This is a genomic window from Bradyrhizobium sp. 14AA, assembly GCF_054185205.1.
Window position 1 is genome coordinate 173,210 of the sequence record NZ_JAVAYM010000012.1, and the last position, 24,711, is coordinate 197,920.

Below are 24,711 nucleotides of genomic sequence, written 5' to 3' on the forward strand. Positions count from 1 at the left end.
CGATTGCCGCGACTTTATGTCCGGGAAGCGTCCTTGCTCGCGCCGGTCTTTGCGAGCCGCAGGCGCACGCGCAGGCCGTTCGGTTCGTTGTCGAGCAACTCGAGCGTTCCGTCATGTGCGGTCACGATCGCCTGCGCGATCGAGAGGCCGAGGCCAAATCCGGCCGTCTCGTCCATGGTGCGGGCGTCCTCTCCGCGCACGAAGGGTTCCAGCATCGCCGCCTTCCTGCCGGCGGGAATGCCCGGGCCGTCGTCCGTGACGTCGATGATGAACTGATCCTCCGATATCAGCAGCGCGACCTCGACGCCGGTTCCGAAGCGCGTTGCGTTCTGGACGAGATTGGTGACCGCGCGGATGATTTCATCCGGCCGCAGCACGAAGGCGGCCCGGTCGGGGCCGGAATAGGTCACGGCATGTCCGGAGTCCGAAAATTGCTCGCAGACCATCTGAAGCAACGCCGCAACGTCGACCAGCGTCGGCTTGACGGGGCTTTCACTGCGCAGCAGCGAGAGCACCGATTCGAGCATCGACTGCATCTGGTCGAGGTCGCGCACGGTTTGCGTGCGCTGCGCCTGATCCTCGATGTATTCCGAGCGCAGCCGCAGGCGCGTGATCGGCGTGCGCAGGTCGTGGCTGATGGCCGCGAGCATGCGCGTCCTGTCGTTCATCAGCGCGGTGATGCGCTCGCGCATCCGGTTGAGCGCTCGTGCCGCGGACTTGATCTCCTCCGGGCCGTTCTCCGGCAGCGGCGCCGACGACCGGCTCAGGCTGAAATCCTCCGCCGCGCGCGCGAAAGCCGATAGAGGCGAAGAGAGCGCGCGACCGGCCCAGACGCCGAGCAGCGTGATGCTCGCCACCAGGAACAGCAAGGTGGAGGTCCAGAGGCCGCTGACAAAGGCCGGCAGTGCGTGTGATGCGATCGTGACTTCGAGCACGTCGTCGTTGGCGAGATAGAACCAGACGCGCTCACCGTCCGAGCCGGCGCCATGGACGCGTTCGGCCCGGACACCGAGCGCGGAGGGGATGGTCAGCGGTGTCCGCACCGGCAGCGGTGTGGTGGCTGCGGAGCCGTTCTCGCGCAATTGCAGCTTGAGCGCCGGAAAGGTTCGGCTGACGCTGTCGAGGACGAGCGCGCGCTCGGCGTGCGGCGTGTTGGTGATGATCCGAACGATCAGCTCGATCTGCTCCAGCGGAGAGTCCGTCAGCAGCTTTGGCTGATTGAGCAGAAAATATCCGCCGATCAGGACATGGATCAGGATCAACGAGCCCAGGATCAGGGCCGCGATCTGGCCGCTGATCCGCCTGAAGCTGAAGAGTGCCACGATGTCGGCGGTGCGGCTCATGCTTCCTCCACGATCGGCGTGAAGACATAGCCGCCGATGCGGACCGTTCTGATCACCGAACCGGTCTCGGTCCTGTCGAGCTTGCGGCGCAACCGGCTGACCAGCACGTCGATCCTGCGGCCGTAATTGCCGTTGGAATGGCCGCGCGTCATGTTCAGCAGGCTGTCGCGGGTGAGCACGCGGCCGGCCCGTTCGCAGAACGCCTGCAGGAGATCGAACTCGGCGCTGGTCAGCGGCACCTGCGCGCCTTCGGGGTCGCGCAATTCCCGCAGGCGAAGGTCGATGGTCCAGCCCTGGAACTTCAGGCGCGTCGCGCTGGAGGCGGCGACGCCGCTCGATTGCCGGCGCAGCACCGCGTTGATCCTGGCGAGAAGCTCGCGCGGATTGAACGGTTTCGGCAGATAGTCGTCGGCTCCCATCTCGAGGCCGAGGATACGGTCGAGATCCTCGCCCTTCGCGGTGAGGATGATGATCGGCGTCATGGACTCCATGCGCACGCGGCGGCAGAGGCTGAGACCGTCCTCTCCCGGCAGCATCAGGTCGAGCACGATCAGGTCGACCTTGCTCTGCGACAGATACCGGTCCATCTCCTTGCCGTTCGTAACGGTGCCGACCGAGAACGAATGCTCGCGCAGATAGCGCGCGATGAGGTCGCGGGTCTGCTGATCGTCTTCGACGACCAGGACGGTCTGGGTGCTGTTGGTCATGACTGAAATTGCATCGGGGATACCGATCGTTGGTCGATTTGCGGACGATTGTCTCGTCCGAAGAACTACGGTCATGGTGTAATCCTTAAGGTCAATCGCGACTCAGCGCCACCACGGGGTCGAGGAAGGCGGCGCGGCGGGCGGGGAAGAAGCCGAAGGCGATCCCGATCCCGGTCGAGGTCAGGAACGCCGCGCCGATCGAGAACATCGAATAGCTGACCTGGAAGCCGGGCACCGCGGTGTTGATGGCGACGCCGAGCAGGATCGCGATCAGGATGCCGGCAATCCCGCCGATTGACGAGATCAGGGTCGCCTCCACCAGGAACTGCTGGAGGATGTCGCTGCGCCTGGCGCCGACCGCCATGCGCACGCCGATCTCGCTGATCCGCTCGGACACCGACACCAGCATGATGTTCATGACCCCGATGCCGCCGACCACCAGCGAGATCACCGCGATCGCGGCGACGAGGAAGGCGAGGGTCTGGGTCGTGCTGGTGATGGTGCGGCGGATGTCGTCGGTGTTGAGGATGACGAAATCCCTGGTGTTGTGGCGCTGCGTCAGCAGCGTGGTGACCGCGTCCTGCGCCAGCGCGGTCGAGATCTCGTCGCTGATCCGGAGCAGGATGCTGCGCAGCGCGCGATCGCCGGTGAACTGGGCCTGCACGGTCGTGTAGGGGAGATAGACCGAAAGGTTCTGGTTCGAGCCGAACCCACCCTGCTGCTGCGCGATGACGCCGACGATGCGGCACGGCACCTTGCCGAGCCAGATGACGCGGCCGACGCCTGCGGTCTGGTCGTCGGCGAAGAATGTCTTGCGGGTGTTGTCGTCGATGACGGCCTGGCGCTCGATGTTGCGGACGGCGTCGGTGTCGAACAGGCGGCCCTTCGCCAGCTTTGCGCCCTTGACCTGGAAATAGCTCTCGCCGACGCCGTTCACCAGCACGTTGGATTCGTTGCCGCGGTACCGGACCGTCGTGCTGGTCGAGACCGTCGGCGTGACCCCGGCGATGAAGCTCTGCCGGTCGAGCGCGCGGGCATCGTCGAGGACCAGCGTCTTGATCTTGCCGGCCCGCGCGTCGCCGAAATCCTTGCCCGGAAACACCTCGATCGTGTTGGTGCCGAGGCTTGCGATGTCGGACAGCACCTTGCGCTGGGAGGCGTTGCCGAGCGCGACGACGGACGACACTGCGGCAATGCCGATGATGATGCCGAGCATGGTCAGGAAGGCGCGCAGCCGGTGCGCCGCCATCGCGACCAGCGCCATCCGCGAGGCCTCGCGCAGGCGCCGCAAGGCGCCGGACCAGCCGGGGCCGCTGTCCCATGACGTCCGCGACACCGCGGCAATCGGTGCCGACGTGCCTGCGGTCTCCGTGCGGCGATCGGAAACGATCCTGCCGTCCCGCAGCTCGACGATCCGATCGGCCCTGGCGGCGACATCGGCATCGTGAGTGACGATGATGATCGTCCGCCCCTCGCGGTGCAGCTCCTTCAGGATTTTAAGAACCTCTTCACCGCTGCGCCGGTCGAGCGCGCCGGTCGGCTCGTCCGCCAAAATGACTTCGGCGCCGTTGATCAGGGCGCGCGCGATCGAGACACGCTGCTGCTGGCCGCCCGACAGCTGGTTCGGTCGGTGGCCGCGCCGGTCGTTCACGCCCAGCCTTGCGAGCAGTTGCTCGGCGCGCGTGCGGCGCTTGCGCGTGTTCATCCCGGCATAGATCGCGGGGATCTCGACGTTCGCGGCGGCCGAGAGGTCGCCGAGCAGATGATAGCGCTGGAAGATGAAGCCGAAATGCTCGCGGCGCAGCGCCGCCAGCGCGTCGGCGTCGAGCTCGGAGACGTTCTTGCCGGCGACGTGATAGGTCCCCGATGTCGGACGGTCGAGACAGCCGAGGATATTGAGCAGCGTCGATTTGCCCGATCCCGACGAGCCGATGATCGCCACCATCTCGCCGGGCTGGATGCTCAGCGAGAAATCGTCGAGCGCGGCCACGCGTGTGTCGCCGGTCGAAAATTCCCGCCGGACGTTCTCGAGGGCGATGATCGGATCGGTCATGTCAGGGACCTCCCCCTCCCGGCGGACCGCCAGGCATGCCGTGCGATGCGGTCTGCTCGTTGGCTTCGCCGGTCACGACCCGTTCGCCCTCGTCGAGGCCGGACTTGATCTCGACGGTGGTGCGGTCGTTGAGGCCGGTCCTGACCTCGCGCTCGCGAACGTCACCCGACGCGGCGAGGGTACGCACCGTGCTGCGGCCGTCCGATTTCCGCATCACCGCGAGCGCCGGGATGACCTTCACGCGCCTGGCTTCGCCGGTGACGATGTGCACCTCCGCGGTCATGTAGGTCCGCAGCGCATAATCCTTGTTCGGAACGTTGAAGACGCCGATGTAGTAGATCGCCGTGCTGGTCGAGCTTGATGAACTGGACGAGCTCGATGACGTCGTGGTCGAGGAGAAGCTGGCGTCGTTCTTGATCGACTCGGGTGCCGGCTCGATCTGCTCCAGCCGGGCCTCGTAGCGATGGTCCTGGTCCCCGAGGATGGTGAAGTAGAGCGATTGCCCCGGCCTGACCTTGACGATGTCGGCCTCGGAGATTTCCGCCCGCACTGTCATCGTCTCGAGCTGGCCGAGAACGACGATGGTCGGTGCGGACTGCACTGCGTTGACCGTCTGTCCTTCCTGAACCACGGTCGCGAGCACCGTCCCGTCGATCGGCGCGGTGATGCGGGTGTATTCGAGGTTCACCCGCGCGGTCTCGACGCTGGCTTCGGCGCCGACGATCAGGGCCTCGAGCGCCGCGATCTGGGCGCGGGTCTGGCGCACCGTCGCATCCGCGCTGTCGAAATCGCTGCGCGACGTCGCGCGCTGAGCCAATGTCGCCTGCTGGCGTGCGAGGTTCGCCTCGGCCAGCACCAGCGCAGCCTCCTTCTCGACCTTCTGCGCGCGGTAGTTCTTCAGCGAGGCTTCCGAGTTGCGCAGATCGTTCTGCTTGGTGACGGGGTCGATCTGGGCGATGGCGTCGCCGGCCTTGACCGTGTCGCCGACGCGGACGTTGAGCGCGGTGATCCGGCCCGACACCTGTGCGCCGACGGCGGTCAGCCTCGCCGGTTTCAGCGTGCCGCTCGCCAGCACTTCTTCGCGCAGATCGCTGACGGTGACGGGGGCGGTGATGTAGGATTGCGCTTTGCTCGATGTCCCCGGGGAACGCGTCGCCAGGACCATGCCGGTCGCGGCGACGGCAATCACCGTGGCGGCGATCTTCACGCGCTTGACGGTGATGAACTCGGTCACTTCTGCGCCTCCCGCATGTGTGGCCCCGTGTTGGTGTCCACGATAACAGGCGTCGACACGTCGACCGGATCGGCCCAGCCGCCGCCGAGCGCCTTGGCCAGCGCGATGTAATCCTTGGCCGCGGACACCTTGCTCTGGATCAGCGAATCCTCGGCCGAATAGAGCGAGCGTTCGGCGTCCAGCACGTCGATGAAGCTGGCGCTGCCGGTCTCGAACAGCGATCGCGACAGCTTGGCGGCCTCGCGGTAATTCTTCGCCGCCTCCGTCAGCTTGCCGGCGCGCACCCGTTCGCGCGACAGCGAGACGAGCGCGTTCTCGACGTCCTCGAGCGCGGTGAGCAAGGTCGAATGGAACGTCACGAAGGCCTGGTCGCGTTGCGCCTCCGCGATCCTGACGGTCGCCAGGCGCTTGCCCGCATCGAACACCGGCACAGTAACGGAAGGCCCGACCGACCAGCTCAGGCTGGAATATTTGGCGAGATCGCCGACACGTAGCGCGGAAGTGCCGACCGAACCGGTCAACGACACCGCCGGGTAGCGGTCGGCCTCGGCTGCGCCGATCTTGGCAGTGGCCTGCGCCAGCTTGCGTTCGGCGCTGGCGACGTCCGGACGGCTCAAGAGCAGATCGGCCGGAAGTCCGGTGGGCAGCGGCATGCGCGGTGCGGGCACGGGCGCGGTCCGCGCCATCAGCGACGCGACGCCGTCCGGCGGTCGCCCGAGCAGGATGCCGAGCCTGTGAATGTCGGCCGCGAGCGCGGCCTGATAGGTCGGAACATTGGCTTCCGTGCTCGCGGCCTGCGCGGTCGCCTTGGCGAGATCGACGGCGTTGCCGCTGCCGGCGTCGTATTTGCTGCGGGTGAGCTTTTCGGTGTCGCGTTGCGAGACCGCGGTCCGCTGCGCCAGCGCGATCCGGGCCTGATAGCCGCGCGCCTCCACGTAATAGGCAGCGACGTCGCCGATCAGCGTGACGAGGCTGTCGCGCAGATCCTCCGCGGCGGATTGCTCGCCGCGCAGCGCCGCTTCGATGCTCCGTTGCGTGCCTCCGAACAGGTCGAGCTCCCAGCTCGAATCGAAGCTTGCCTGATGAAGCGTGTAGGGCGAGGTGTCGACGACGGCCGAGGCGGAGCCCGCGCTTGTCTTGTTGTCGGTCACCGAGGCTGTGCCGCTGACGGATGGAAACAGGCCTGCGCCGGTCTGCTGGACCGTTGCGCGCGCCTCGCGCACGACCGCCTTGGCTTTGGCGACATCGGGGTTGGCTTCGACGGCCTGTTCGATCAGCCGGTTGAGCAGGGGATCGCGCAGGCGCAGCCACCACCGATCGAGGCTGCCGGTATCCCGCCGCGAGGCCGGCTTGGTGCTCCAATGCGAAGGCAGGTCCAGCCCGGGTGGGCCGGCATAGTCCGGGCCGACCGCGCAGCCGGTCAACGAGCCGATCAGCATCAGCGCGACGCAGGCCGATCCGGCGCGCGACAGAACGGCGCGCAGCAGGGTGGGCGTCGAATGATGGTTCTCCTTTGCGGATGGCACGGGGACTAGGACGAACAAATCTGGCGGCATCAAATCGGCTGGGATCCATTGGCCTAGCCCGGGAAGGGATGGGCGCCCGTGGCTCTCAGACGAGGCAGGACGAGGCGGGAACCACTAGCCGGGCGATCGTGGCCTTTCGGCAGCCCGAATGTTGCTGGATGTAAACAGATGTTACGGGGTATCCCGGTGCAGCCGGCGGAGCAAAACATCGGCCCTGTTTCGCCGCCCCGTCAACCCTTTCCCGCAAAAATATTCCACTTTACCGAAATTCGGATTTGACGTAGGTATTGCCCATCCTGGCTCATCCTTGAGGGGCGATCTTGTGGTCGTCATTTTCGCGAGCCGGGCTTGCGGTGGACGCGGCAGCGCCGGGCGAGAAAGTTAAGGGCAGGGCGGATTGCTCTCCGTGAGCCCGAGGCTTCGCGCCGGATGAGCGGCGTTGCTAGGCTTCGTCTCGTCTGTAAGTTTCCGGCTCTGTCGACAGGGTCGGGAAAACTGCGGCGAAATGGCGGGCCGTGCGTACGGCAAAACCGTGTGGTCCTGGCCGTCGTTGCTACGGTCAAGCCCTGGCGAATGCGGCCCTCGCGTCAACCGGCGCGCTGTCGGCGACTTTCGCGGGGGTGAGGGAGGCCAGAACGAACTCGGCTCCCGGGAGAGCGCGGCATAAGCCGTCCGACCATCGCGCAGGGAAGGCCGAGTGATTGGCTACACCTGTATGCTGCTGTGCGGTCTCCTTTGCGCATTATTCGCGCAGCAGACCGCGGGTGCCAGCCGGCACCCGGCCTTCCCTGCGCCCTCTTGGATTGGAGGGGCGAGTGACGAAGCAAAGCTCGGGCGAATTGCGCCGCGAGGATGCGAAGGCGTGTCTGAAAGCCACACTCGCCGTCATCGCCCGGCTTGGCCGGGCGATCCAGTACGCCGCGGCGGTTGTGATGGAATCGAGACGGCGGCGATTACTGGATTCCCCGCCTGCGCGGGGAATGACATCGTCATCTGGAGAACCAGCCCATGTTCACACTCCGTCATTGCGAGCGCAGCGAAGCAATCCAGAATCCCTCTGCGGAAAGGCTCTGGATTGCTTCGCTGCGCTCGTGCTCGCAACGCTTCACGCGTTGCAGAGCGTCCGGGACACCAGCCCGCTCACCACGAAATCGGAATCTTCTGCGCAGATCCGCCCAGATCCGAGTCCGGGCTCAGGGGCTGGCGGTCGAGCGGCCGGTTGTTGTTTCCCCGGGCGAACGAGGTGCCCGGCGGCAAGGCATAATCGGTAAACTTGCGCTCACCGGGAAGCACCTCGGTCCCTCCATCCAGCCACGACCGCTTGCTTACATAGATGCGCGTGTGCGGACCGGATTGGTAGGACTGGTTGGGGCCGCGCGGACCATACTCGTAGACGGCACGCGGCGTTCGCGATTGATCGCGCTTGCCGGTGGTAGCGGCATGCGCGGAGAGGGTCGAGGCGAGCAGGGCGACCAGCACCGTTCCGGTCGTGACAATCGCGTTCATCGGCAAATACCCCATGCGAGTTCCTGACGTCGTCGCCTCTCGCACCGGCTTGAGAATCTGTAAAGCACTCGGGCGTTACGCGATGTTGCTGAACCTCCGCTTGGGCAAGCCGCGTTCGCTGCGGATTCAATGTCGGTCGGCGCCGCCGATGGCCGGCGCAGTCGTCGTGGCCGCAACGCGCACGCGGCTGATCGGCCAATCAAATTCAACGACCGGAAACAGTACAGCAATCCGAAAGCCACACCGCGGCCACAGCCGTCTCGTTTCAGAGCAGGAGGTGCTCTTGAGGTGTGGAATGTCGGTTTTGCGGGCCTGGCTAGTCGCTGCAGTGGTGAGTGGTGTATCGATTGCGAGTTCGTTGCCCCTCGTGCTGCTGCCGCGGCCGGCAGCCGCGCAGGCGGTGGAGACGATCGTCGTCGAAGGCAACCGCCGCGTCGAGGCCGAGACGGTCCGCTCCTATTTCAGGCCCGGTCCAGGCGGACGGCTCGATCAGTCCGCGATCGACGATGGGCTCAAGGCGCTGATCGGAACCGGCCTGTTTCAGGACGTGAAGATCAATCGGGCCGGTGGCCGCGTTGTGGTGTCGGTGGTGGAAAACGGCGTGATTGGCCGTGTCGCCTTCGAGGGCAACAAGAAGATCAAGGACGAGCAGCTTTCGGCCGAAATCCAGTCCAAGCCGCGCGGGACCTTCTCCCGGGCGCTGGTGCAGTCCGACACGCTGCGCATCGCCGAAATCTATCGGCGCTCGGGCCGCTACGACGTGCGCGTCACGCCCGAGATCATTGAGCAGCCGAACAATCGCGTCGATCTCATCTTCACGGTCGAGGAGGGCGCGAAGACCGGCGTCAAGTCGATTGAGTTCGTCGGCAACAGCGCTTTCTCGGCATCGCGCCTGCGCGACGTCATCAAGACACGCGAATCCAACCTGCTGAGCTTCCTTGCCAGCGGCGATATCTACGATCCCGATCGCGTCGAGGCCGATCGCGACCTGATCCGCCGCTTCTATCTCAAGCACGGCTTCGCCGACGTCCAGGTGGTGGCCGCGCTGACCGAATACGATCCGGAGAAGAAAGGCTTCCTCGTCACCTTCAAGATCGAGGAGGGTCAGCAGTACCGTGTCGGCTCCGTCGATTTCCGTTCAAGCATCGCCAATTTCGACGCGGGCTCGCTGCGCAGCTTTTCACGCGTCAGCGTGGGCGCGCTCTACAACGTCGAATCGATCGAAAAGTCGACCGAGGAGATGCAGATCGAGGCCTCGCGCCGCGGCTATGCCTTCGCCGTGGTCCGTCCCGGCGGCGACCGCAATTTCGAGGCCCACACCGTCTCGGTCGTGTTCAACATCGACGAGGGCCCGCGGACCTATATCGAGCGCATCAACCTGCGCGGCAACACCCGCACCCGCGACTACGTGATCCGGCGCGAATTCGATATCTCGGAAGGCGATGCCTACAACCGGGCGCTGGTCGACCGCGCCGAACGGCGGTTGAAGAACCTCGACTACTTCAAGAGCGTCAAGATCGTCACCGAGCCCGGCTCGTCGAGCGACCGCGTGATCCTGATCGTCGACATGGAGGAGAAATCGACCGGCGACTTCTCGATCTCGGGCGGGTACTCGACGAGCGATGGTGCGCTGGCCGAGGTCTCGATCTCCGAGCGCAACCTGCTCGGAAAAGGGCTCTATGCCAAGGCGTCCGTCAGCTACGGCCAGTATTCGCGCGGGATATCGCTGTCGTTCGTCGAGCCGTACCTGCTCGACTACAGGATGGCGCTCGGTTTCGACACTTATTGGAAGCAGCAGAAGTCGAACAGCTATACCAGCTATGGCGTGACGACGCTCGGCTTCTCGCCGCGCATCGGCCTCGCCTTGCGGGAAGACCTCTCGCTCCAGCTTCGCTACTCGCTCTATCAGCAGAGCATCACGCTCGCCAGCGTCTACAACAACTGCAACAACAATGCGTCGAACACCTCGCTCGCATTCAACCCGACGCCGGCCTACATCAAGAACGTCCTGGGCGGCGTGGACCCGACCAACAGCAGCGATTCGAGCCTCTATGGATACGGCTGTTACGGCGACGGCGAGTCCAGCCTGCCGGTCCGGAAAGAGCTGGCGAACGGCCCGACCTGGACATCGGCGCTCGGCTATACGCTGAACTACAATACGCTCGACAACACCAAGAACCCGACGGAGGGACTGCTGATCGACTTCCGTCAGGATTTTGCCGGGGTGGGTGGCGACGTGACCTATCTGAAGACGGCGCTGGACACCAAGTACTACACTCCGCTCGTCTCCGATATCGTCAGCGTGATCCACCTCCAGGGTGGTCTCCTCAGCAAGCTCGGCAATCAGGACCTGCGCATGCTGGATCATTTCCAGATGGGCCCGAACCTGGTGCGTGGCTTTGCCTCCAACGGCATCGGTCCGCGCGACATCACCTACTACAATTATGGCGCGAGCGGCGATGCGCTCGGCGGCACGAAATACTGGGGCGCATCGATGGAGTTGCAGATGCCGTTCTGGTTCCTGCCCAAGGAAGTCGGCTTGAAGGGCGCGGTCTATGCCGATGCCGGCTCGCTCTGGGGGTACCAGGGGCCGACGTCGTGGACGGCCACCGGCGAAGTCAGCACCAAGGCCTGTCCGACCTGCGGACTGCAATATGACGACGGCAACACGGTGCGCTCGTCGGTCGGCGTCGGCCTGATCTGGGCCTCGCCATTCGGGCCGCTGCGCTTCGACTATGCCGTGCCGCTCACCAAGGGCAAATACGATATCGTGCAGGAGTTCAGGTTCGGCGGCGGCACGTCATTCTAGCGATTCGCCCCGGGACGGCATCGTGCATTTGTGAAAATGCGTGATGGGGTTCGGGCTTGGGCGCGTGGACAGCCGCTCGGGGATGTTCGATAATGCACCGCGAAAATTGCGGGACACTGTGGCCTGCACTCGGACTTCCGCAGAAAGGTCACTCCGATGACACAGGCAGGCGCCTACGGACAGAGGCTCGGGCAGTTCCTGCGTTTAAAGGAGGCGCCGCCCTCCCTGGTCACGCGCTCGCTGCGCAGCGCCGAGCTCGCTGTCACCGAAACCCGGAATGACCGTCCGGTGCCCGGTCTGTCCGGTACGCTGACCGCCGAAGACGCCTTTCTCGTCAGCCTGAAGCTTCACGACTACCCGGACTGCGAGCTCTGGGAGCGCGGCAGATGCGTCATGAAGGCGGACGTCCGCGCCGGCACGACCTATCTCTACGATCTCAAGCACGATCCGCGCTATGTGATCGACAAGCCGTTCCACTCCCTGTTTTTCTACATTCCGCGCTCGGCACTCGACGGCATCGCCGAGCAATGCGGTGCGAAGCGCGTCGATGAGCTCGATTGCCGGATCGGCGTCGGCCATGACGACGAAGTGGTTCGTCACATCGGGGCCTCGCTGCAAAACGGGCTGCGCCGGCCGGACGAAGCCAGCCAGCTCTTCATCGACCACATGATGCTCGGTCTGACCGCGCATGTTGCCCATGCCTATGGCGGGCTTCAGCGCACGGCTGGACCTGCCCGTGGCGGCCTCGCGCCGTGGCAGGCGAGACGTGCCTGCGAGAGGCTCGAGTCGGACCTGGGTGGCAAGCTCTCGCTGCAGAAGATCGCCGCCGAGCTCGACCTCTCGGTCAGCCATTTCTCGCGCGCATTCCGCATCTCCATCGGCCTGCCGCCGCACCAATGGCTGCTTCATCAGCGGGTGAAGGCTGCCAAGCAATTGATGAGCGTTCGCGACCTGCCGCTGTCGGAGATCGCGATCTCGGCCGGGTTTGCCAACCAGAGTCACTTCACGCGGGTGTTCTCGTCCGTTGTCGGAGCCAGCCCGGCAGCATGGCGCCGGGAGGCGCTCGGCGCCCCCGAGCGGTGAGACGTGGGCCCGGGCGCTGCCGGTCCTTGCGTCCTCAGCGACGTTTGGTCAGCGAGATGGTGTAGGCCGCGCGCCGCGCGGCAAAGATCTCGTCCGGCGGATGACCGATGCCATCGGCGAGATTGGCCGGATTGAAGATGGACGCGTCGCACGCTTCGTTCGGCTCGAATCCCGTGATCACGATCGTGCCGAGACGCACCTCCTCGCGATGATCCTCATCCGGCCAGCGCATGGTCACGTCCATGGTGGGATCGCCGGGGCGGTCGAGCAGCGCCATCACGTTGAAGCGGGCGTGGCCCGCGGCGATCCGCGTGCGCAGATCGTCCAGCAGGAAGTCGACCGGCTTCGTCCGGACTTCGTCCTCGCTCAGGGTGATCTCGCCGCCGGCCGGGACGACCTTGAACTTGATGAACCGCGTCTCATTCTCCGCATTGGTCGCGGGAAAGGAATGCACGCCCCAATAGGTCGTGCCGGCAAGACTTCCAGGCAGCGGACGTGCGGCGACATAGTTGGCCTGATTGAGAGTCTCGGGATTGGCCGCCGAGAACGCCTTGACCTTCGCCATGTCCGGCTTGCCATCGGGCCCCGGAATGCGCGCCTCAAGGAAGGCCAGCATCTGGTCGAGCGTTCGTGCAAAATGCACGGGCGCGCTCTCCATGAGCATGTCGGATCGGTAATCGTCATTGCCGAGCTTGAAGCTGAAGCCGCGCAGCACCAGATTGTTGGTATCGGCGACGTCAGGATGACCGCCGCCGACCGAGAAGCGTGCCAGCACGCGCGATGGTCTTATGAAGCTCTGCGATCGCGTGACCTCCCCCGCCCGATCCGAGGGAGTGTATGTTCCGCGAACGCACCGGCCCTTGGCGAAGCTGGCGCGCACTTTCGGCGGATTGCCGGCGATGGCCTTCAGGGCTTCGACAATGGAGGCGGGCGTTGCGGCGGGGACGTCGGACATGGTGAGCCTTCTCGCGTGGGGCGGGCAGGCTAGGTATTGTGCGAACCAGTGTCTTTCCCAAATCGATCGCACGTTGCCCGATCCTGCTCAAGCTGCGTGCAAGATCGAACAAATGCGTTTGGTCGCGATCCCTGTCAGCCGGGTGCGGGAGGACCGCGCTCGCCTAAGCGCTCAGTATCCGTCGGCAGGCGTCGACAAACACCTCTGCGCCGGTGACGATATCAGCGTCGGCGGTGTTTTCGGTCCAGTGGTGGCTGATGCCGCCGATCGACGGCACGAACAGCATGCCCGCGGGCATGACGGTCGCAAGCATCTGCGCGTCATGGCCGGCGCCGCTGGGCATACGGATGGAGCGGCCGCCCGCAACGGCCTTGCTCGCGGCTTCGATCGCATCCTGAAAGCCGGAGTTCATCATGGCCGGCGCGCCGGTGCGCAGCTTCTCCACGGTGACGGTGCAGGGGCCGTGCGCATTGGCTTCGTCCGCCATGGTCCGCAGCAACTGCTCCAGCCGCGCAATGGTCGCCGGATCATCGTCGCGGATCTGGAACAGCATTTCTGCTCCGCCCGGAATGATGCTCGGCGCACCGGGATCGAGAGTGATGCGACCGGTCGTCCACACCGTGCGAGGGCCGCAGGCGGCGGGAAAACGTTCGTCGATGGCCACGCAAAATCTGGCGAGTGCGAGACCCGCATCCTTGCGTGCCGCCATGCGCGTGGTGCCGGCGTGGTTCTGCTCGCCGACAAAATTGATCCGGTATTGCCAGATGCCGACGATGGAGGTCACGACGCCGATCGCGAGGCTGCCGCTTTCGAGCGTGTCGCCCTGCTCGATATGCGCCTCCAGATACCCGACATGTCGTCCCGGCTCGGCGGTGACGCGTGGGCGTCCGGCGAGCCCCATGTCGCTGAGTGCATCGCGCATGCTGCGGCCGCTGGTGCGGTCGCGCGCGGCATCGACGTCGGCCTCGGTCACCTGCCCGACATAGGAGCGCGAGCCGAGGAAGTGGCCGAAATGTCCTTCCTCGTCGCACCAGGCGGCAACTTCGACCGCGCCCTTGAGCGATGGATCGGCGTTGAGCACGCGCGCGGCTTCGAGCGCATAAACGACGCCGAGCGGGCCATCGAGCCAGCCGGCATAGTTCTGGCTCTCCAGATGCGAGCCAGCCAGCAGCTTCGGCCCGGGCTTCGCGCTGGTGCCGAAGACGTTGCCGATGCCATCGATCGCCGCGGAGAGGCCAGCTTCGGGCAGCTTCTGAACCAGCCACTCCAGCGAAAGCCTGTGCGGCTCGGAGAACGTCGGTTTGTGCACGCCGGTCTTGTAGGTGCCGATGGCGCGCAGCGCATTGAGGTCGGCGAGAACGCGCTGGCCGTCGGCGAGCGGTTGAGCGTCAGGCATGTTCGGCAACCTTCAGCGCCTCGGTGCGGATCTCCTCGACCAGCCGTTCCTTGAGCTGGACGAATTCGGGCGTGGTCTTGATCTTGTAGGAGCGCGGATGCGGCAGGTCCACATTGATCTCGGCCTTGATCCGGCCGGGACGCGCGCTCATGACGATGACGCGGCTGCCGAGGAAGATCGCCTCCTCGATGTCGTGAGTCACGAACAGCACCGTCTTCTGGTCGCGCTCCCAGATCCCGAGCAGCATCTCCTGCATCAGGGCGCGGGTTTGGTTGTCGAGTGCGCCGAACGGTTCGTCGAGCAACAGGATCTTTGGATCGTTGGCGAGCGCGCGGGCAATTGCCGTGCGCTGCTGCATGCCGCCGGAGAGCTGCTTCGGCCAATGGTTCTCGAAGCCGGACAGGCCGACCTGACGGATGAAGGCGTCGGCGATCTTGTGGCGCTCCGCCTCGGATACGCCGCGCTCGCGCAGGCCGAAGGCGATGTTCTCGCGCACGGTCAGCCAGGGAAACAGGGTGTAGGACTGGAACACCATGCCGCGATCCGCACCGGGGCCGGTGACCTCGCGCCCGTCGAGCGTGACGCGGCCGCTGGTCGGACGGTCGAGGCCCGCCACGATGCGAAGCAGCGTGGACTTGCCGCAGCCGGAGGGGCCCAGGATGGTGACGAAGTCGTTGTTGCCGATGACGAGATCGGTCGGCTCCAGCGCCCTGGTCGGCGCGTTGCCGTGGCGCGCGGGGAAGGTGCGCGAGACCTGTTCGATCTTGAGCGTGGTCATGCCAGCCTCCACGGAAACAGCCAGGCGTTGAACGCCTTGAACAGGAAGTCCGAGAGGAGGCCGATCAGCCCGATGACGATGATGCCGAAGATGATCTGGCCGGTGTTGAGCAGCGCCTGGCTGTCGGTGATCATGTGGCCGATGCCCGAGGACGAGCCGATCAACTCGGCGACGATGACGTAGGTCCAGGCCCAGCCCAGCACCAGCCGCAGGATCTCCGCGATCTCGGGCGCGGAGGAGGGCAGCAGTACGCGGCGGATGATACCGCGGTCGCTGGCGCCGAGTGTGTAGGCTGCTTCGACCAGATCGCGCCGCGTTGTGCCGACAGTGACGGCGATCATCAGGATGACCTGAAATACCGAGCCGATGAAGATGACGAGCAGCTTTTGCAACTCGCCGATGCCGGCCCACAGGATCAGAAGCGGGATGAAAGCGGAGGCGGGCAGATAGCGGGCGAACGAGACGAAGGGTTCGAGGAAGGCTTCAACCGGTTTGTAGGCGCCCATCAGCACGCCGAGCGGCACCGCGATGATCGCCGCCAGCACGAAGCCGCCGACGACGCGCCAGATCGTCATGCCGATATCGTAGACGAACCCCTGCTTGGCGAGCAGGTCATAGCCCTCCTGCACCATGGTCAGCGGGTTGGCGAGGAAGGTTTTCGAGACATGGCCGCCGAGCGTGGCCCACGACCAGAGGGCAACGAACAGCACGAAGAATGCAAGGCCGTAGGCCACGCGCTGCTTCGACGTCACGGGATCCAGGGGACGCATCGATACCTATCCGGGCGGTGAACAAATTGCCGGCCCCGCCGCAAGACGGGGCCGGAAGCTCGTGGAGAGTTTACTTGATGTAGCTCGCGTCGAAGAGGTCCTCGACCTTCGGCGCGGCCTTGATGATGCCGATCTCGAGCAGGAGCTCGGCGGCCTCCTTGTTGAAGGTCAGGAAATCACCCGCGAAGAACTTCTGGTTCGCGGCCTTGTCCTGCCAGCGCAGATATTTTGCCGAGTTACCGAACTGCTCGCCGCTCTGCTTCACGTCGGCGCCCATGATCTCATAGGCCTTGGCCTGGTCCTTGGCGATCATGTCGAGCGCCTCGAAATAGCTGTCGGCAAGCGCCTTGGCGGCCTTGGGATTCTCGGCGAGGAATTTCGGCGTGCAGCCGAAGGTGTCCATGACCATCGGGTAGTCGAGCGTGGTGGCGATGATCTTGCCCTTGTCGGGCGCGGCGCGCACGGTCGACAGATACGGCTCATAGGTCATCGCGGCGTCGTTCTGGCCGGAGACGAAAGCCTGCGCGGCCGCAGCCGGCTCGAGGTTGACGACGGTGACGTCCTTCACGGTGAGACCGTTCTTCTTGAGCATCCAGGCCAGTGCGAAATACGGCGAGGTGCCGGGCGCGGAGGCGGCGACGGTCTTGCCCTTCAGGTCCTTGATCGCGGCGACGTCGTTGCGCACGGCCATGCCGTCGGCGCCAAAGCTCTTGTCGAGCTGGAAGATCTGCTTGGTCGCGACGCCGTTGGCGTTCCAGGAGATCCAGGTCTCGACGGTGGTCGCCGCGCATTGGATGTCGCCGGACGCGATCGCGAGGTGGCGATCCTTCTGCGGGATTTTCTTGATGGCGACGTCGAGGCCATTTTTCTTGAAGATGCCCGCCTCCTTCGCCAGCGTCAGCGGTGCGAAGCCGGTCCACCCCGAGATGCCGATACCGACCTTGACGTCGTCGGCGAGCACGGGGGTGGTGGCCGCAAGCGCAATGATTGTCGCAAAAATTGTCGAACTACGCATGATTGTCGTCCTCTTGCCGATCGATGGATTGACGTCCTGTTGATCTCTGTCGGTCCATATGGACCGTTGCCCGAAGCGTTGCACGATTTGTGCCGACATATCCTCTCAGCCCCCCTTGAATCGGGCGACAAGGCGGTGAGAGTCACCGGGATAGAGCAGGCGCACCGCGGTGATTGTGCGTGCGCTGCGCCAGGTATAGCGGTCGATCACGAGGCAGGGCGCGCCGACCGTGATGTCGAGCGCCGCCGCCGTGCGATCGTCCGCCACAATGGCGCTGATCGTGTGCTCGGCCTCTGTCCATGGGACATGGTGAAGCAGCCAGGAGCCGGGCGGCTCGCGCGAAAAATCCGCGGTCGCTGCGTCAGGCACGGACGCAAGATCGATCAGCCTGTCCTCGACGGCAAAGGGCACGTTGTCGGCGCTGTGACGGCAGGTGATCGCAACCACCTTGCCGGCCTTCTTGACGCCGAGACGGTCGCGGTCGGCAGCGGTCGCCGCGCGCAGCTTGCGGCCGATCAGCTCATACCCGTAAGCGCGGCCGAGCGCGGTGATCTCGGCGCGGATGTCGGCGATCTTGAGCACGGCCGACTGATGCTGCGGCCGGCGCACGAAGGAGCCGGCACGTCGCCGCCGCTCGATCAGATCGGCCTGCGCCAGCTCCGACAGCGCCTTATTGACGGTCATGCGCGAGCAGCCGTAGCGGGCGACGAGTTCGTGCTCGAACGGAATCCGATGCCCGGGCGGCCACTCGCCGGTCAGGATACGCTTCTCGATATCGGCGCGGATGCGCTTGTAGAGCGTCGGCTTGTCGGTGGCATCGGTGGCGAGGCTCATGCGAGAAGCCTCCGCACCGTCGCGTTGAAGCGTTCGCGCGCGGCCGGGCGCAGCCGATGCCGGCCGCCTTCGACGACCTTGTCGCCGCCGGCCCAGACGCAATCGATCGCGCCGCTGCCGGCAGCAAAGATCCAGCCGTCGATCACGGCATCGCCCTGACGTCCCGCCATCGACGGATGCGCGTTGTCGAGCGTGACGATGTCGGCGCGTGCGCCGGGTGCGAGGCCGACTGTCGTCTGTGCCAGTGCCTGTGCGCCGCCCGTGAGTGCGTGGTCGAACAGCGCGCGTCCCGTCGAGCGACCTGCGCCGCCGGAGAGGACGTTACGCTGGCGGTGCTTGAGCCGCTGGCCGTATTCGAGCTGGCGCAATTCGTCGGCGACGCCGACCAACACGTTGGAATCGGTGCCCACGCCGAACGCGCCGCCGGCAGCAAGAAATTCACGCGCGGGGAAGATGCCGTCGCCGAGGCTCGCCTCCGTGATGGGGCAGAGGCCGGCCACCGCGCCGGTGCCCGCGAATGCACTGACTTCCTCATCCGTCGTGTGGGTCGCGTGAATGAGGCACCAGCGCTGGTCGACGGGCGCGTGCTCCAGCAGCCACTGCACCGGACGTCGCCCGGACCAGGCCAGGCAGTCTTCGACCTCCTTCACCTGCTCGGCGGCATGAATATGCACCGGCCCGCCATCCGCGAGCGGAATGATGGCCGCGAACTCGTCCGGCGTGACCGCACGCAGGCTGTGAGGGGCGATGCCGATATTGGCGTCTGGCAGTGATGCGATCGCCTTTCGCGATGCGGCCATCAGCGCAGCGAACTGATCGACCGAGCAGATGAAGCGGCGCTGGCCGTCATGCGGCTCGGTGCCGCCGAAGGAGCCATGCGCATAAAAACTCGGTAGCAGCGTCAGCGCAATGCCGGACGCCTCCGCCGCCTGCGCAATGCGCGCGGCCATTTCGCCGAGGTTGGCGTAGTGTGAGCCGTCGCGATCATGATGCAGATAATGGAATTCGCCGACGCGGGTAAAACCCTGCTCCAGCATCTCGACATAAAGCAGCGTGGCAACGGCGGTAACGTCATCCGGCGTCATCGCCAGTGCGAAGCGGTACATCGTCTCGCGCCAGGTCCAGAACGTATCGGTGCTGTCGCCGCGCAGCTCCGCAAGTCCGGCCATGCCGCGCTGGAACGCGTGGCTGTGCAGGCTCGCCAATCCCGGAAGCGCGATCCCGTGGCGCTCGTCGCCCGCGGCCGGCGCCACGCCCGGCGTCACCTCGGCGATCGCGCCGGCGGTGATCACCACCTGCACGTCATTGGCCCAGCCCGAGGGCAGGAGCGCAGAGGCAAAATTCAGTCGGGACATGATGACACGCCGGCTGGACAGAACCACCTTACGATTATATGTCTAGACATATAAGTCAAGCATCCCACGAAGGGACCGTCGCATGGCAGAGCGCTTCGACCGGATCTGGCACAATGCCCGGCTCGCCACGATGCGGGCCGACCGTCCCGATCTCGGCGAGATCGAGCATGGCGTGATCGCCACGCGCGGCGGCCACATTGCATATGCAGGCGCAGTGGCGGACTTTCCCGTTGATGCCGACGCGATCAAGCGAACGGACTGCGAGGGGCGCTGGATCACGCCGGGCCTCGTCGATTGTCACACTCATCTCGTCTATGGCGGCAACCGTGCGCATGAATTCGAGCTGCGCCTGAAGGGCGCGAGCTACGAGGAGATCGCGCGCGCCGGCGGCGGCATCGTCTCGACGGTGGCCGCGACGCGCAAGGCGAGCGAGGCCGAGCTTGTGGCAAGCGCGCTGCCGCGACTCGATGCGCTGATCGGCGAGGGCGCGACCACGGTCGAGATCAAGTCCGGCTATGGCCTTGATCGCGAGACCGAGATGCGGCAGCTCGCTGCCGCGCGCAGTCTCGGCCGCCAGCGGCCGGTTGCGATCCGCACCTCCTTCCTCGGCGCCCATGCGCTGCCGCCGGAGGCCGGAGGCGACAAGGATCGCTACATCGATCTCGTCTGCAAGGAGATGCTGCCGGCGGTCGCAAAGGCGGGTCTTGCCGATGCCGTCGATGCCTTCATGGAAGGCATCGCGTTCTCGGCCGAGCAGACCACGCGGGTGTTTGAGACGGCGAGAGGGCTTGGCTTACCAGTCAAGCTTCATGCCGACCAGCTGTCGAACCTCGGCGGCGCAGCGCTCGCTGCGAAATTCTCGGCGCTCTCCGCCGATCACCTCGAGCATACCGACGAGGCTGGCGCGGCTGCGATGGCGAAGGCCGGAACGGTGGCGGTGCTGCTGCCCGGCGCGTTCTACTTCATCCGCGAGACGCAGAAGCCGCCGGTCGAGGCGTTCCGCAAGCATGGCGTTCCCATGGCGCTCGCGACCGACTGCAATCCTGGCAGCTCACCGCTGACCTCGCTCCTGCTCGCGATGAACATGGGCGCGACGCTGTTCCGGATGAATGTCGCCGAATGCCTCGCCGGTGTCACTCGCGAAGGCGCGCGGGCGCTCGGCGTGCTCGATGAGACCGGCACGCTAGAGGCCGGCAAATGGTGCGATCTTGCGATCTGGGACATCGAGCGCCCCGCCGAGCTCGTCTATCGCATCGGCTTCAATCCGCTGTACGGCCGGGTGTGGAGGGGACAGTGACCGAGCAGGGGACGTCAATCGTCGTCAAGCCGGGAGCGGTCAGCCTCGACGATCTCGCGCGGGTGCTCGAGGGCGCTCCTGTCCTCCTCGATCCGTCGTTCTGGCCGCGCGTCGAAGCGGCTGCGGAGATTGTTGCGAAGGCGGCGCGAGCGGATGCACCCGTCTATGGCATCAACACCGGCTTCGGAAAGCTGGCCTCAAAGCGTATTCCGCCCGACCAGACCGCGCTGCTCCAGCGCAACCTCATCGTCTCGCATTGCTGCGGCGTCGGGCCAGTGACGCCCGAGCCGATCGTCCGTCTGATGATGGCGCTGAAGATCGTCTCGCTCGGACGTGGCGCTTCCGGCGTGCGCCGCGAGGTGATCGAGCAGTTGCAGGCCATGCTGGCGCGGCGCGTCTATCCACTGGTGCCGCAGCAGGGCTCGGTCGGTGCCTCCGGCGATCTCGCGCCGCTCGCGCATATGACGGCGGTGATGATCGGTGAGGGACAGGCAATCGTCGACGGCAAGACCGTGTCCGGTAGCGAGGCGCTTGCCGCCGCCGGCCTTGCGCCGCTGACGCTTGGTCCCAAGGAAGGCCTTGCGCTGATCAACGGTACGCAGTTCTCGACCGCCTATGCAATTTGCGGCGTGCTGCGAGCATTTCGCCTGGCGCGCGCGGCGCTCGTCACCGGCGCGCTGTCGGTGGATGCGGCGATGGCGTCGACGGCGCCGTTCCGTCCCGAAATCCAGGCGCTGCGCGGCCATGCTGGCCAGATCGCCGCGGCCGCGACGCTGACCGCGCTGCTGGACGGTAGCGATATCCGCCTGTCGCATCTCGAAGGCGACGAGCGCGTGCAGGATCCCTATTGCCTGCGATGCCAGCCGCAGGTCGCGGGCGCGGCGCTAGACCTGATCACGCAGGCCGCGCGGACACTGATCGTCGAGGCCAATGCCGTCACCGACAATCCGTTGGTTCTCGTTGAGACCGGCGAGATCGTCTCCGGCGGCAACTTCCACGCCGAGCCGGTAGCGTTTGCCGCCGACGGAATCGCGCTCGCGCTGTCGGAGATCGGTGCGATCAGCGAGCGGCGCATTGCAACCCTGGTCGATCCCGCGCTCAATTTCGGCCTGCCGCCGTTTCTGACCCCCGATCCCGGCATCAATTCGGGCTTCATGATCGCAGAGGTTACGGCCGCCGCGCTCTATGCCGAGAACAAGCAGCGCGCGGCTGCCTGCTCGATCGATTCGACGCCGACCAGCGCCAATCAGGAAGACCACGTCTCGATGGCCGCGCATGCCGCGCGTCGCTTGTCGGACATGGCCGACAATCTCGCCGCCATACTCGGCATCGAGCTTCTGGTCGCCGCCCAAGGCATCACGCTGCGCGCGCCGCATGCGACGAGCGTGCCTCTTGGTGCCGTCATCGCCGCGCTTCGTGAACAGGTGCCCGCGCTCGGCGCCGACCGCTACATGGCCGGTGATCTTGCCAAGGCCGCCGCGCTCGTCGAGGCCGATGCGCTGCCGATCGTGGCGCTGACCATGCTTCCAACCGATCCGTTTCCGCGACTTGACTAAAGGGTGTTCCGCATGAACCGCCGACTGGATAATGACCGCACCATTCGCGCCCCGCGCGGCAGCGACATCAGCGCCAAGAGCTGGCTGACCGAAGCGCCGCTGCGCATGCTCATGAACAATCTCGATCCTGATGTCGCCGAGCGCCCGAGCGAGCTCGTCGTCTATGGCGGCATCGGCCGCGCCGCGCGCGACTGGGAGAGCTTTGACCGGATCACGGCCGCCTTGCGCAAGCTCGAGAATGACGAGACGCTGCTGGTTCAGTCCGGCAAGCCGGTCGGTGTGTTCCGCACCCACGCCGACGCCCCGCGTGTCCTGATTGCGAACTCCAACATCGTGCCGCACTGGGCGACGCTCGATCATTTCAACGAGCTCGATCGCAAGGGCCTGATGATGTACGGCCAGATGACGGCGGGCTCCTGGATCTATATCGGCAGCCAAGGCATCGTGCAGGGCACCTACGAGACCTTCGTCGAGGTCGGCCGGCGCCATTACGGCGGCAGCCTTGCCGGCAAATGGATTCTCACCGCCGGGCTAGGCGGCATGGGCGGCGCACAGCCGCTGGCCGCGACCATGGCCGGCGCTTCGATGCTCGCGGTCGAATGCCAGCCGAGCCGCATCGAGATGCGCCTGCGCACCGGCTATCTCGACCGCCAAGCCGCGACGCTCGACGAGGCGCTGGCGATCATGGCGGAAGCCGCGAAGACGAAGAAGGCAGTCTCGGTGGGCCTGCTCGGCAATGCCGCGGAAATATTCCCCGAGCTGGTCCGCCGTGGCGCCAAGCCCGACATCGTCACCGACCAGACCAGCGCGCATGATCCGATCAACGGCTATTTGCCGAAGGGGTGGACGCTCGCCGATTGGGAAACCAAGCGCGCGTCCGATCCGAAGGCGGTCGAGCGGGCCTCAAAAACCTCGATGGTGGAGCACGTCCAGGCCATGCTGGATTTCCACGCGCAGGGCATCCCGACGCTCGACTACGGCAACAACATCCGCCAGATGGCGCAGGACATGGGCCTGAAGAACGCGTTCGATTTCCCCGGCTTCGTGCCCGCCTATATCCGTCCCTTGTTCTGCCGCGGCGTCGGGCCGTTCCGCTGGGCCGCGCTGTCGGGCGATCCCGAGGACATCTTCAAGACCGACGCCAAGGTGAAGGAGCTGATGCCTGACGACAAGCACCTGCACAATTGGCTCGACATGGCGAAGGAGCGCATCAAGTTCCAGGGCCTGCCGGCACGAATCTGCTGGGTTGGCCTCGGCGACCGTCACCGGCTCGGCCTCGCCTTCAACGAGATGGTGGCGCGAGGCGAGTTGAAGGCGCCGATCGTGATCGGCCGCGATCATCTCGACAGCGGCTCGGTGGCAAGTCCGAACCGTGAGACCGAGGCGATGAAGGACGGATCGGATGCGGTGTCCGATTGGCCCTTGCTCAACGCGCTGCTCAATTGCGCCAGCGGCGCGACCTGGGTCTCGCTGCATCATGGCGGCGGCGTCGGCATCGGCTATTCGCAGCACGCCGGCATGGTGATCGTGGCCGATGGTACGCCCGAAGCCGCAAAGCGCATCGAGCGCGTGCTCTGGAACGATCCGGCCAGCGGCGTCATGCGCCATGCCGACGCGGGCTACGACATCGCGATCGACTGCGCCCGTGACAAGGGGCTCGATCTGCCGAGCCTGTCGAAGTAGCTACCCGCTCACCAGCAGCTTCGGCATCGTCGTCTTCGCGCCGTCCATGAAGGTCTCGACGGCGTCGCGGACGATCGCATCGAGATCGGGCGGGATCGGCGTTTCATAGATGAACTTGCGGATGGCGAGATAGAAGATGCGGCCGTGCAGGCCCCAGAACAGTTCCGTCTCGCGTTCGCTGAGCGGGCGGGCCTTGGCATCGGGCAGCTTCAGATCGTGGCGCAGCTCGGCGGCCGCAGGCTCGATGATCTCGCGCCTGACGATGTCGAGATAGCGGCCGGTGATGCCGAACGACTTCATGCCGGAGAAGACGAAGATCCGTACCCAATTGTATTCGAAGACGCGTTCGACATAGTCGAGATAGAAGCGCGTGAGCCGCGCCTCCAGCGATCGCGAACGATCGCGGATCATCGGCCCCCAGTCGGGCGACCAGCGGCTGAGATAGACCTCCTGGTAGACCCGCTCGATCAGCGCTTCCTTGCTCGGGAAGTGGCGATAGATCGCAGAATGCGTGATGCCCATGCGCCTGGCGAGCTCGCGGGTCTGGCCCTCGAAGCCGTGCTCGGCGAAGAAGCGGATCGCCTCGTCCACGATCGCGCGCTCGCGGTCGGCCGCGCGCATGTTGCGGCGCTTTGGCGCGGACTTGCCGCCTGCCTCGGTTCGCTTCCGGGCCGGTCGCTTCGCCGTCTTGTGCGCTTTTCGGGCCATTTCGTCGCTAAATCGTCCGTCCAGCTGCCTTCATAGCGCAAGGCGCATTTGTGACCAAATGGTCATTTCCTGTTGACCGTCCCTCGGCGGCATGTCAGGATTT

The 24,711-nt window shown here is 65.5% G+C and carries 19 protein-coding genes; 5 read left to right on the plus strand and 14 right to left on the minus strand.

The genetic code is table 11. From position 1 onward, the window contains the following. Positions 1-14: 14 nt before the first annotated feature. The 6 genes from RAD15_RS22375 to RAD15_RS22400 form a co-directional block, all read right to left on the minus strand. On the minus strand, positions 15-1,343 hold the full coding sequence (locus RAD15_RS22375; protein ID WP_458180344.1) for an ATP-binding protein: 1,329 nt from the start codon (positions 1,341-1,343) through the stop codon (positions 15-17). Continuing rightward, positions 1,340-2,050, minus strand: a complete 711-nt coding sequence (locus RAD15_RS22380) for a response regulator (protein ID WP_458180345.1) — start codon at positions 2,048-2,050, stop codon at positions 1,340-1,342. Before RAD15_RS22380 ends, RAD15_RS22375 begins: the two co-directional genes overlap by 4 nt. Before the next feature lie 91 nt (positions 2,051-2,141). Beyond that, positions 2,142-4,103, minus strand: coding sequence for a MacB family efflux pump subunit (locus RAD15_RS22385; protein WP_458180346.1), 1,962 nt, complete (start codon positions 4,101-4,103; stop codon positions 2,142-2,144). A 1-nt stretch (position 4,104) separates the two neighbouring features. After that, entirely contained in the window at positions 4,105-5,337 is a 1,233-nt protein-coding gene (locus RAD15_RS22390) for an efflux RND transporter periplasmic adaptor subunit (protein WP_458180347.1), read from the minus strand. Beyond that, complete coding sequence (locus RAD15_RS22395) at positions 5,334-6,776, minus strand: efflux transporter outer membrane subunit (protein ID WP_458180431.1); 1,443 nt, start codon at positions 6,774-6,776, stop codon at positions 5,334-5,336. Before RAD15_RS22395 ends, RAD15_RS22390 begins: the two co-directional genes overlap by 4 nt. Before the next feature lie 1,227 nt (positions 6,777-8,003). After that, positions 8,004-8,369: a hypothetical protein gene (locus RAD15_RS22400; RefSeq protein ID WP_458180348.1), complete on the minus strand. Its 366-nt coding sequence runs from the start codon at positions 8,367-8,369 to the stop codon at positions 8,004-8,006. A 295-nt stretch (positions 8,370-8,664) separates the two neighbouring features. On the opposite strand from RAD15_RS22400, the gene bamA reads away from it, so the two are divergent. Both bamA and RAD15_RS22410 read left to right on the plus strand, forming a co-directional pair. Beyond that, positions 8,665-11,178 (plus strand): outer membrane protein assembly factor BamA, encoded by a 2,514-nt coding sequence (gene bamA, locus RAD15_RS22405; protein WP_458180349.1) that lies wholly within the window; start codon positions 8,665-8,667, stop codon positions 11,176-11,178. Between the two features lie 156 nt (positions 11,179-11,334). Further along, entirely contained in the window at positions 11,335-12,261 is a 927-nt protein-coding gene (locus tag RAD15_RS22410) for a helix-turn-helix domain-containing protein (RefSeq protein ID WP_458180350.1), read from the plus strand. Between the two features lie 34 nt (positions 12,262-12,295). On the opposite strand, the gene RAD15_RS22415 is transcribed toward RAD15_RS22410, so the two are convergent. The 7 genes from RAD15_RS22415 to RAD15_RS22445 form a co-directional block, all read right to left on the minus strand. Next, positions 12,296-13,216, minus strand: a complete 921-nt coding sequence (locus tag RAD15_RS22415) for a catalase family peroxidase (protein ID WP_458180351.1) — start codon at positions 13,214-13,216, stop codon at positions 12,296-12,298. A gap of 163 nt (positions 13,217-13,379) precedes the next feature. After that, the gene (locus RAD15_RS22420) at positions 13,380-14,612 is read right to left on the minus strand and encodes a hydantoinase/carbamoylase family amidase (protein ID WP_458180352.1); all 1,233 of its coding nucleotides are present in this window, start codon (positions 14,610-14,612) and stop codon (positions 13,380-13,382) included. Then, a complete protein-coding gene (locus RAD15_RS22425; RefSeq protein WP_458180353.1) occupies positions 14,605-15,390 on the minus strand; it encodes an ABC transporter ATP-binding protein in 786 nt (261 codons plus the stop codon). Before RAD15_RS22425 ends, RAD15_RS22420 begins: the two co-directional genes overlap by 8 nt. Further along, on the minus strand, positions 15,387-16,160 hold the full coding sequence (locus tag RAD15_RS22430) for an ABC transporter permease (protein WP_458180354.1): 774 nt from the start codon (positions 16,158-16,160) through the stop codon (positions 15,387-15,389). Before RAD15_RS22430 ends, RAD15_RS22425 begins: the two co-directional genes overlap by 4 nt. 70 nt (positions 16,161-16,230) lie before the next feature. Continuing rightward, complete coding sequence (locus RAD15_RS22435) at positions 16,231-17,175, minus strand: ABC transporter substrate-binding protein (RefSeq protein ID WP_458180355.1); 945 nt, start codon at positions 17,173-17,175, stop codon at positions 16,231-16,233. A gap of 105 nt (positions 17,176-17,280) precedes the next feature. Further along, positions 17,281-18,009, minus strand: a complete 729-nt coding sequence (hutC, locus tag RAD15_RS22440; RefSeq protein WP_458180356.1) for a histidine utilization repressor — start codon at positions 18,007-18,009, stop codon at positions 17,281-17,283. Then, entirely contained in the window at positions 18,006-19,364 is a 1,359-nt protein-coding gene (locus RAD15_RS22445; RefSeq protein ID WP_458180357.1) for a formimidoylglutamate deiminase, read from the minus strand. The genes hutC and RAD15_RS22445 overlap by 4 nt, the downstream gene beginning before the upstream one ends. Before the next feature lie 82 nt (positions 19,365-19,446). Between RAD15_RS22445 and hutI the strand changes: the two genes are divergently transcribed. Genes hutI through hutU form a run of 3 tightly spaced genes read left to right on the plus strand, consistent with a single transcriptional unit; the run spans position 19,447 to position 23,900 of the window. Then, a complete protein-coding gene (gene hutI / locus RAD15_RS22450) occupies positions 19,447-20,661 on the plus strand; it encodes an imidazolonepropionase (RefSeq protein ID WP_458180359.1) in 1,215 nt (404 codons plus the stop codon). Next, positions 20,658-22,217 (plus strand): histidine ammonia-lyase, encoded by a 1,560-nt coding sequence (hutH, locus tag RAD15_RS22455; RefSeq protein ID WP_458180360.1) that lies wholly within the window; start codon positions 20,658-20,660, stop codon positions 22,215-22,217. Before hutI ends, hutH begins: the two co-directional genes overlap by 4 nt. A 12-nt stretch (positions 22,218-22,229) precedes the next feature. Then, the gene (hutU, locus tag RAD15_RS22460) at positions 22,230-23,900 is read left to right on the plus strand and encodes a urocanate hydratase (RefSeq protein ID WP_458180361.1); all 1,671 of its coding nucleotides are present in this window, start codon (positions 22,230-22,232) and stop codon (positions 23,898-23,900) included. Here the strand turns inward: hutU and RAD15_RS22465 are convergent, their stop codons facing one another. After that, a complete protein-coding gene (locus RAD15_RS22465; RefSeq protein WP_458180432.1) occupies positions 23,901-24,521 on the minus strand; it encodes a TetR/AcrR family transcriptional regulator in 621 nt (206 codons plus the stop codon). It lies immediately after the preceding gene. Positions 24,522-24,711: the final 190 nt, after the last annotated feature.

Bases quoted from the DNA above. Each gene is read 5' to 3' on its own strand.
- RAD15_RS22375 (WP_458180344.1), bottom strand. From the start codon at position 1,343: ATGAGCCGCACCGCCGACATCGTGGCACTCTTCAGCTTCAGGCGGATC.
- RAD15_RS22380 (WP_458180345.1), bottom strand. From the start codon at position 2,050: ATGACCAACAGCACCCAGACCGTCCTGGTCGTCGAAGACGATCAGCAG.
- RAD15_RS22385 (WP_458180346.1), bottom strand. From the start codon at position 4,103: ATGACCGATCCGATCATCGCCCTCGAGAACGTCCGGCGGGAATTTTCG.
- RAD15_RS22395 (WP_458180431.1), bottom strand. From the start codon at position 6,776: ATGCTGATCGGCTCGTTGACCGGCTGCGCGGTCGGCCCGGACTATGCC.
- RAD15_RS22400 (WP_458180348.1), bottom strand. From the start codon at position 8,369: ATGAACGCGATTGTCACGACCGGAACGGTGCTGGTCGCCCTGCTCGCC.
- bamA (WP_458180349.1), top strand. From the start codon at position 8,665: ATGTCGGTTTTGCGGGCCTGGCTAGTCGCTGCAGTGGTGAGTGGTGTA.
- RAD15_RS22410 (WP_458180350.1), top strand. From the start codon at position 11,335: ATGACACAGGCAGGCGCCTACGGACAGAGGCTCGGGCAGTTCCTGCGT.
- RAD15_RS22415 (WP_458180351.1), bottom strand. From the start codon at position 13,216: ATGTCCGACGTCCCCGCCGCAACGCCCGCCTCCATTGTCGAAGCCCTG.
- RAD15_RS22420 (WP_458180352.1), bottom strand. From the start codon at position 14,612: ATGCCTGACGCTCAACCGCTCGCCGACGGCCAGCGCGTTCTCGCCGAC.
- RAD15_RS22425 (WP_458180353.1), bottom strand. From the start codon at position 15,390: ATGACCACGCTCAAGATCGAACAGGTCTCGCGCACCTTCCCCGCGCGC.
- RAD15_RS22430 (WP_458180354.1), bottom strand. From the start codon at position 16,160: ATGCGTCCCCTGGATCCCGTGACGTCGAAGCAGCGCGTGGCCTACGGC.
- RAD15_RS22435 (WP_458180355.1), bottom strand. From the start codon at position 17,175: ATGCGTAGTTCGACAATTTTTGCGACAATCATTGCGCTTGCGGCCACC.
- hutC (WP_458180356.1), bottom strand. From the start codon at position 18,009: ATGAGCCTCGCCACCGATGCCACCGACAAGCCGACGCTCTACAAGCGC.
- RAD15_RS22445 (WP_458180357.1), bottom strand. From the start codon at position 19,364: ATGTCCCGACTGAATTTTGCCTCTGCGCTCCTGCCCTCGGGCTGGGCC.
- hutI (WP_458180359.1), top strand. From the start codon at position 19,447: ATGGCAGAGCGCTTCGACCGGATCTGGCACAATGCCCGGCTCGCCACG.
- hutU (WP_458180361.1), top strand. From the start codon at position 22,230: ATGAACCGCCGACTGGATAATGACCGCACCATTCGCGCCCCGCGCGGC.
- RAD15_RS22465 (WP_458180432.1), bottom strand. From the start codon at position 24,521: ATGCGCGCGGCCGACCGCGAGCGCGCGATCGTGGACGAGGCGATCCGC.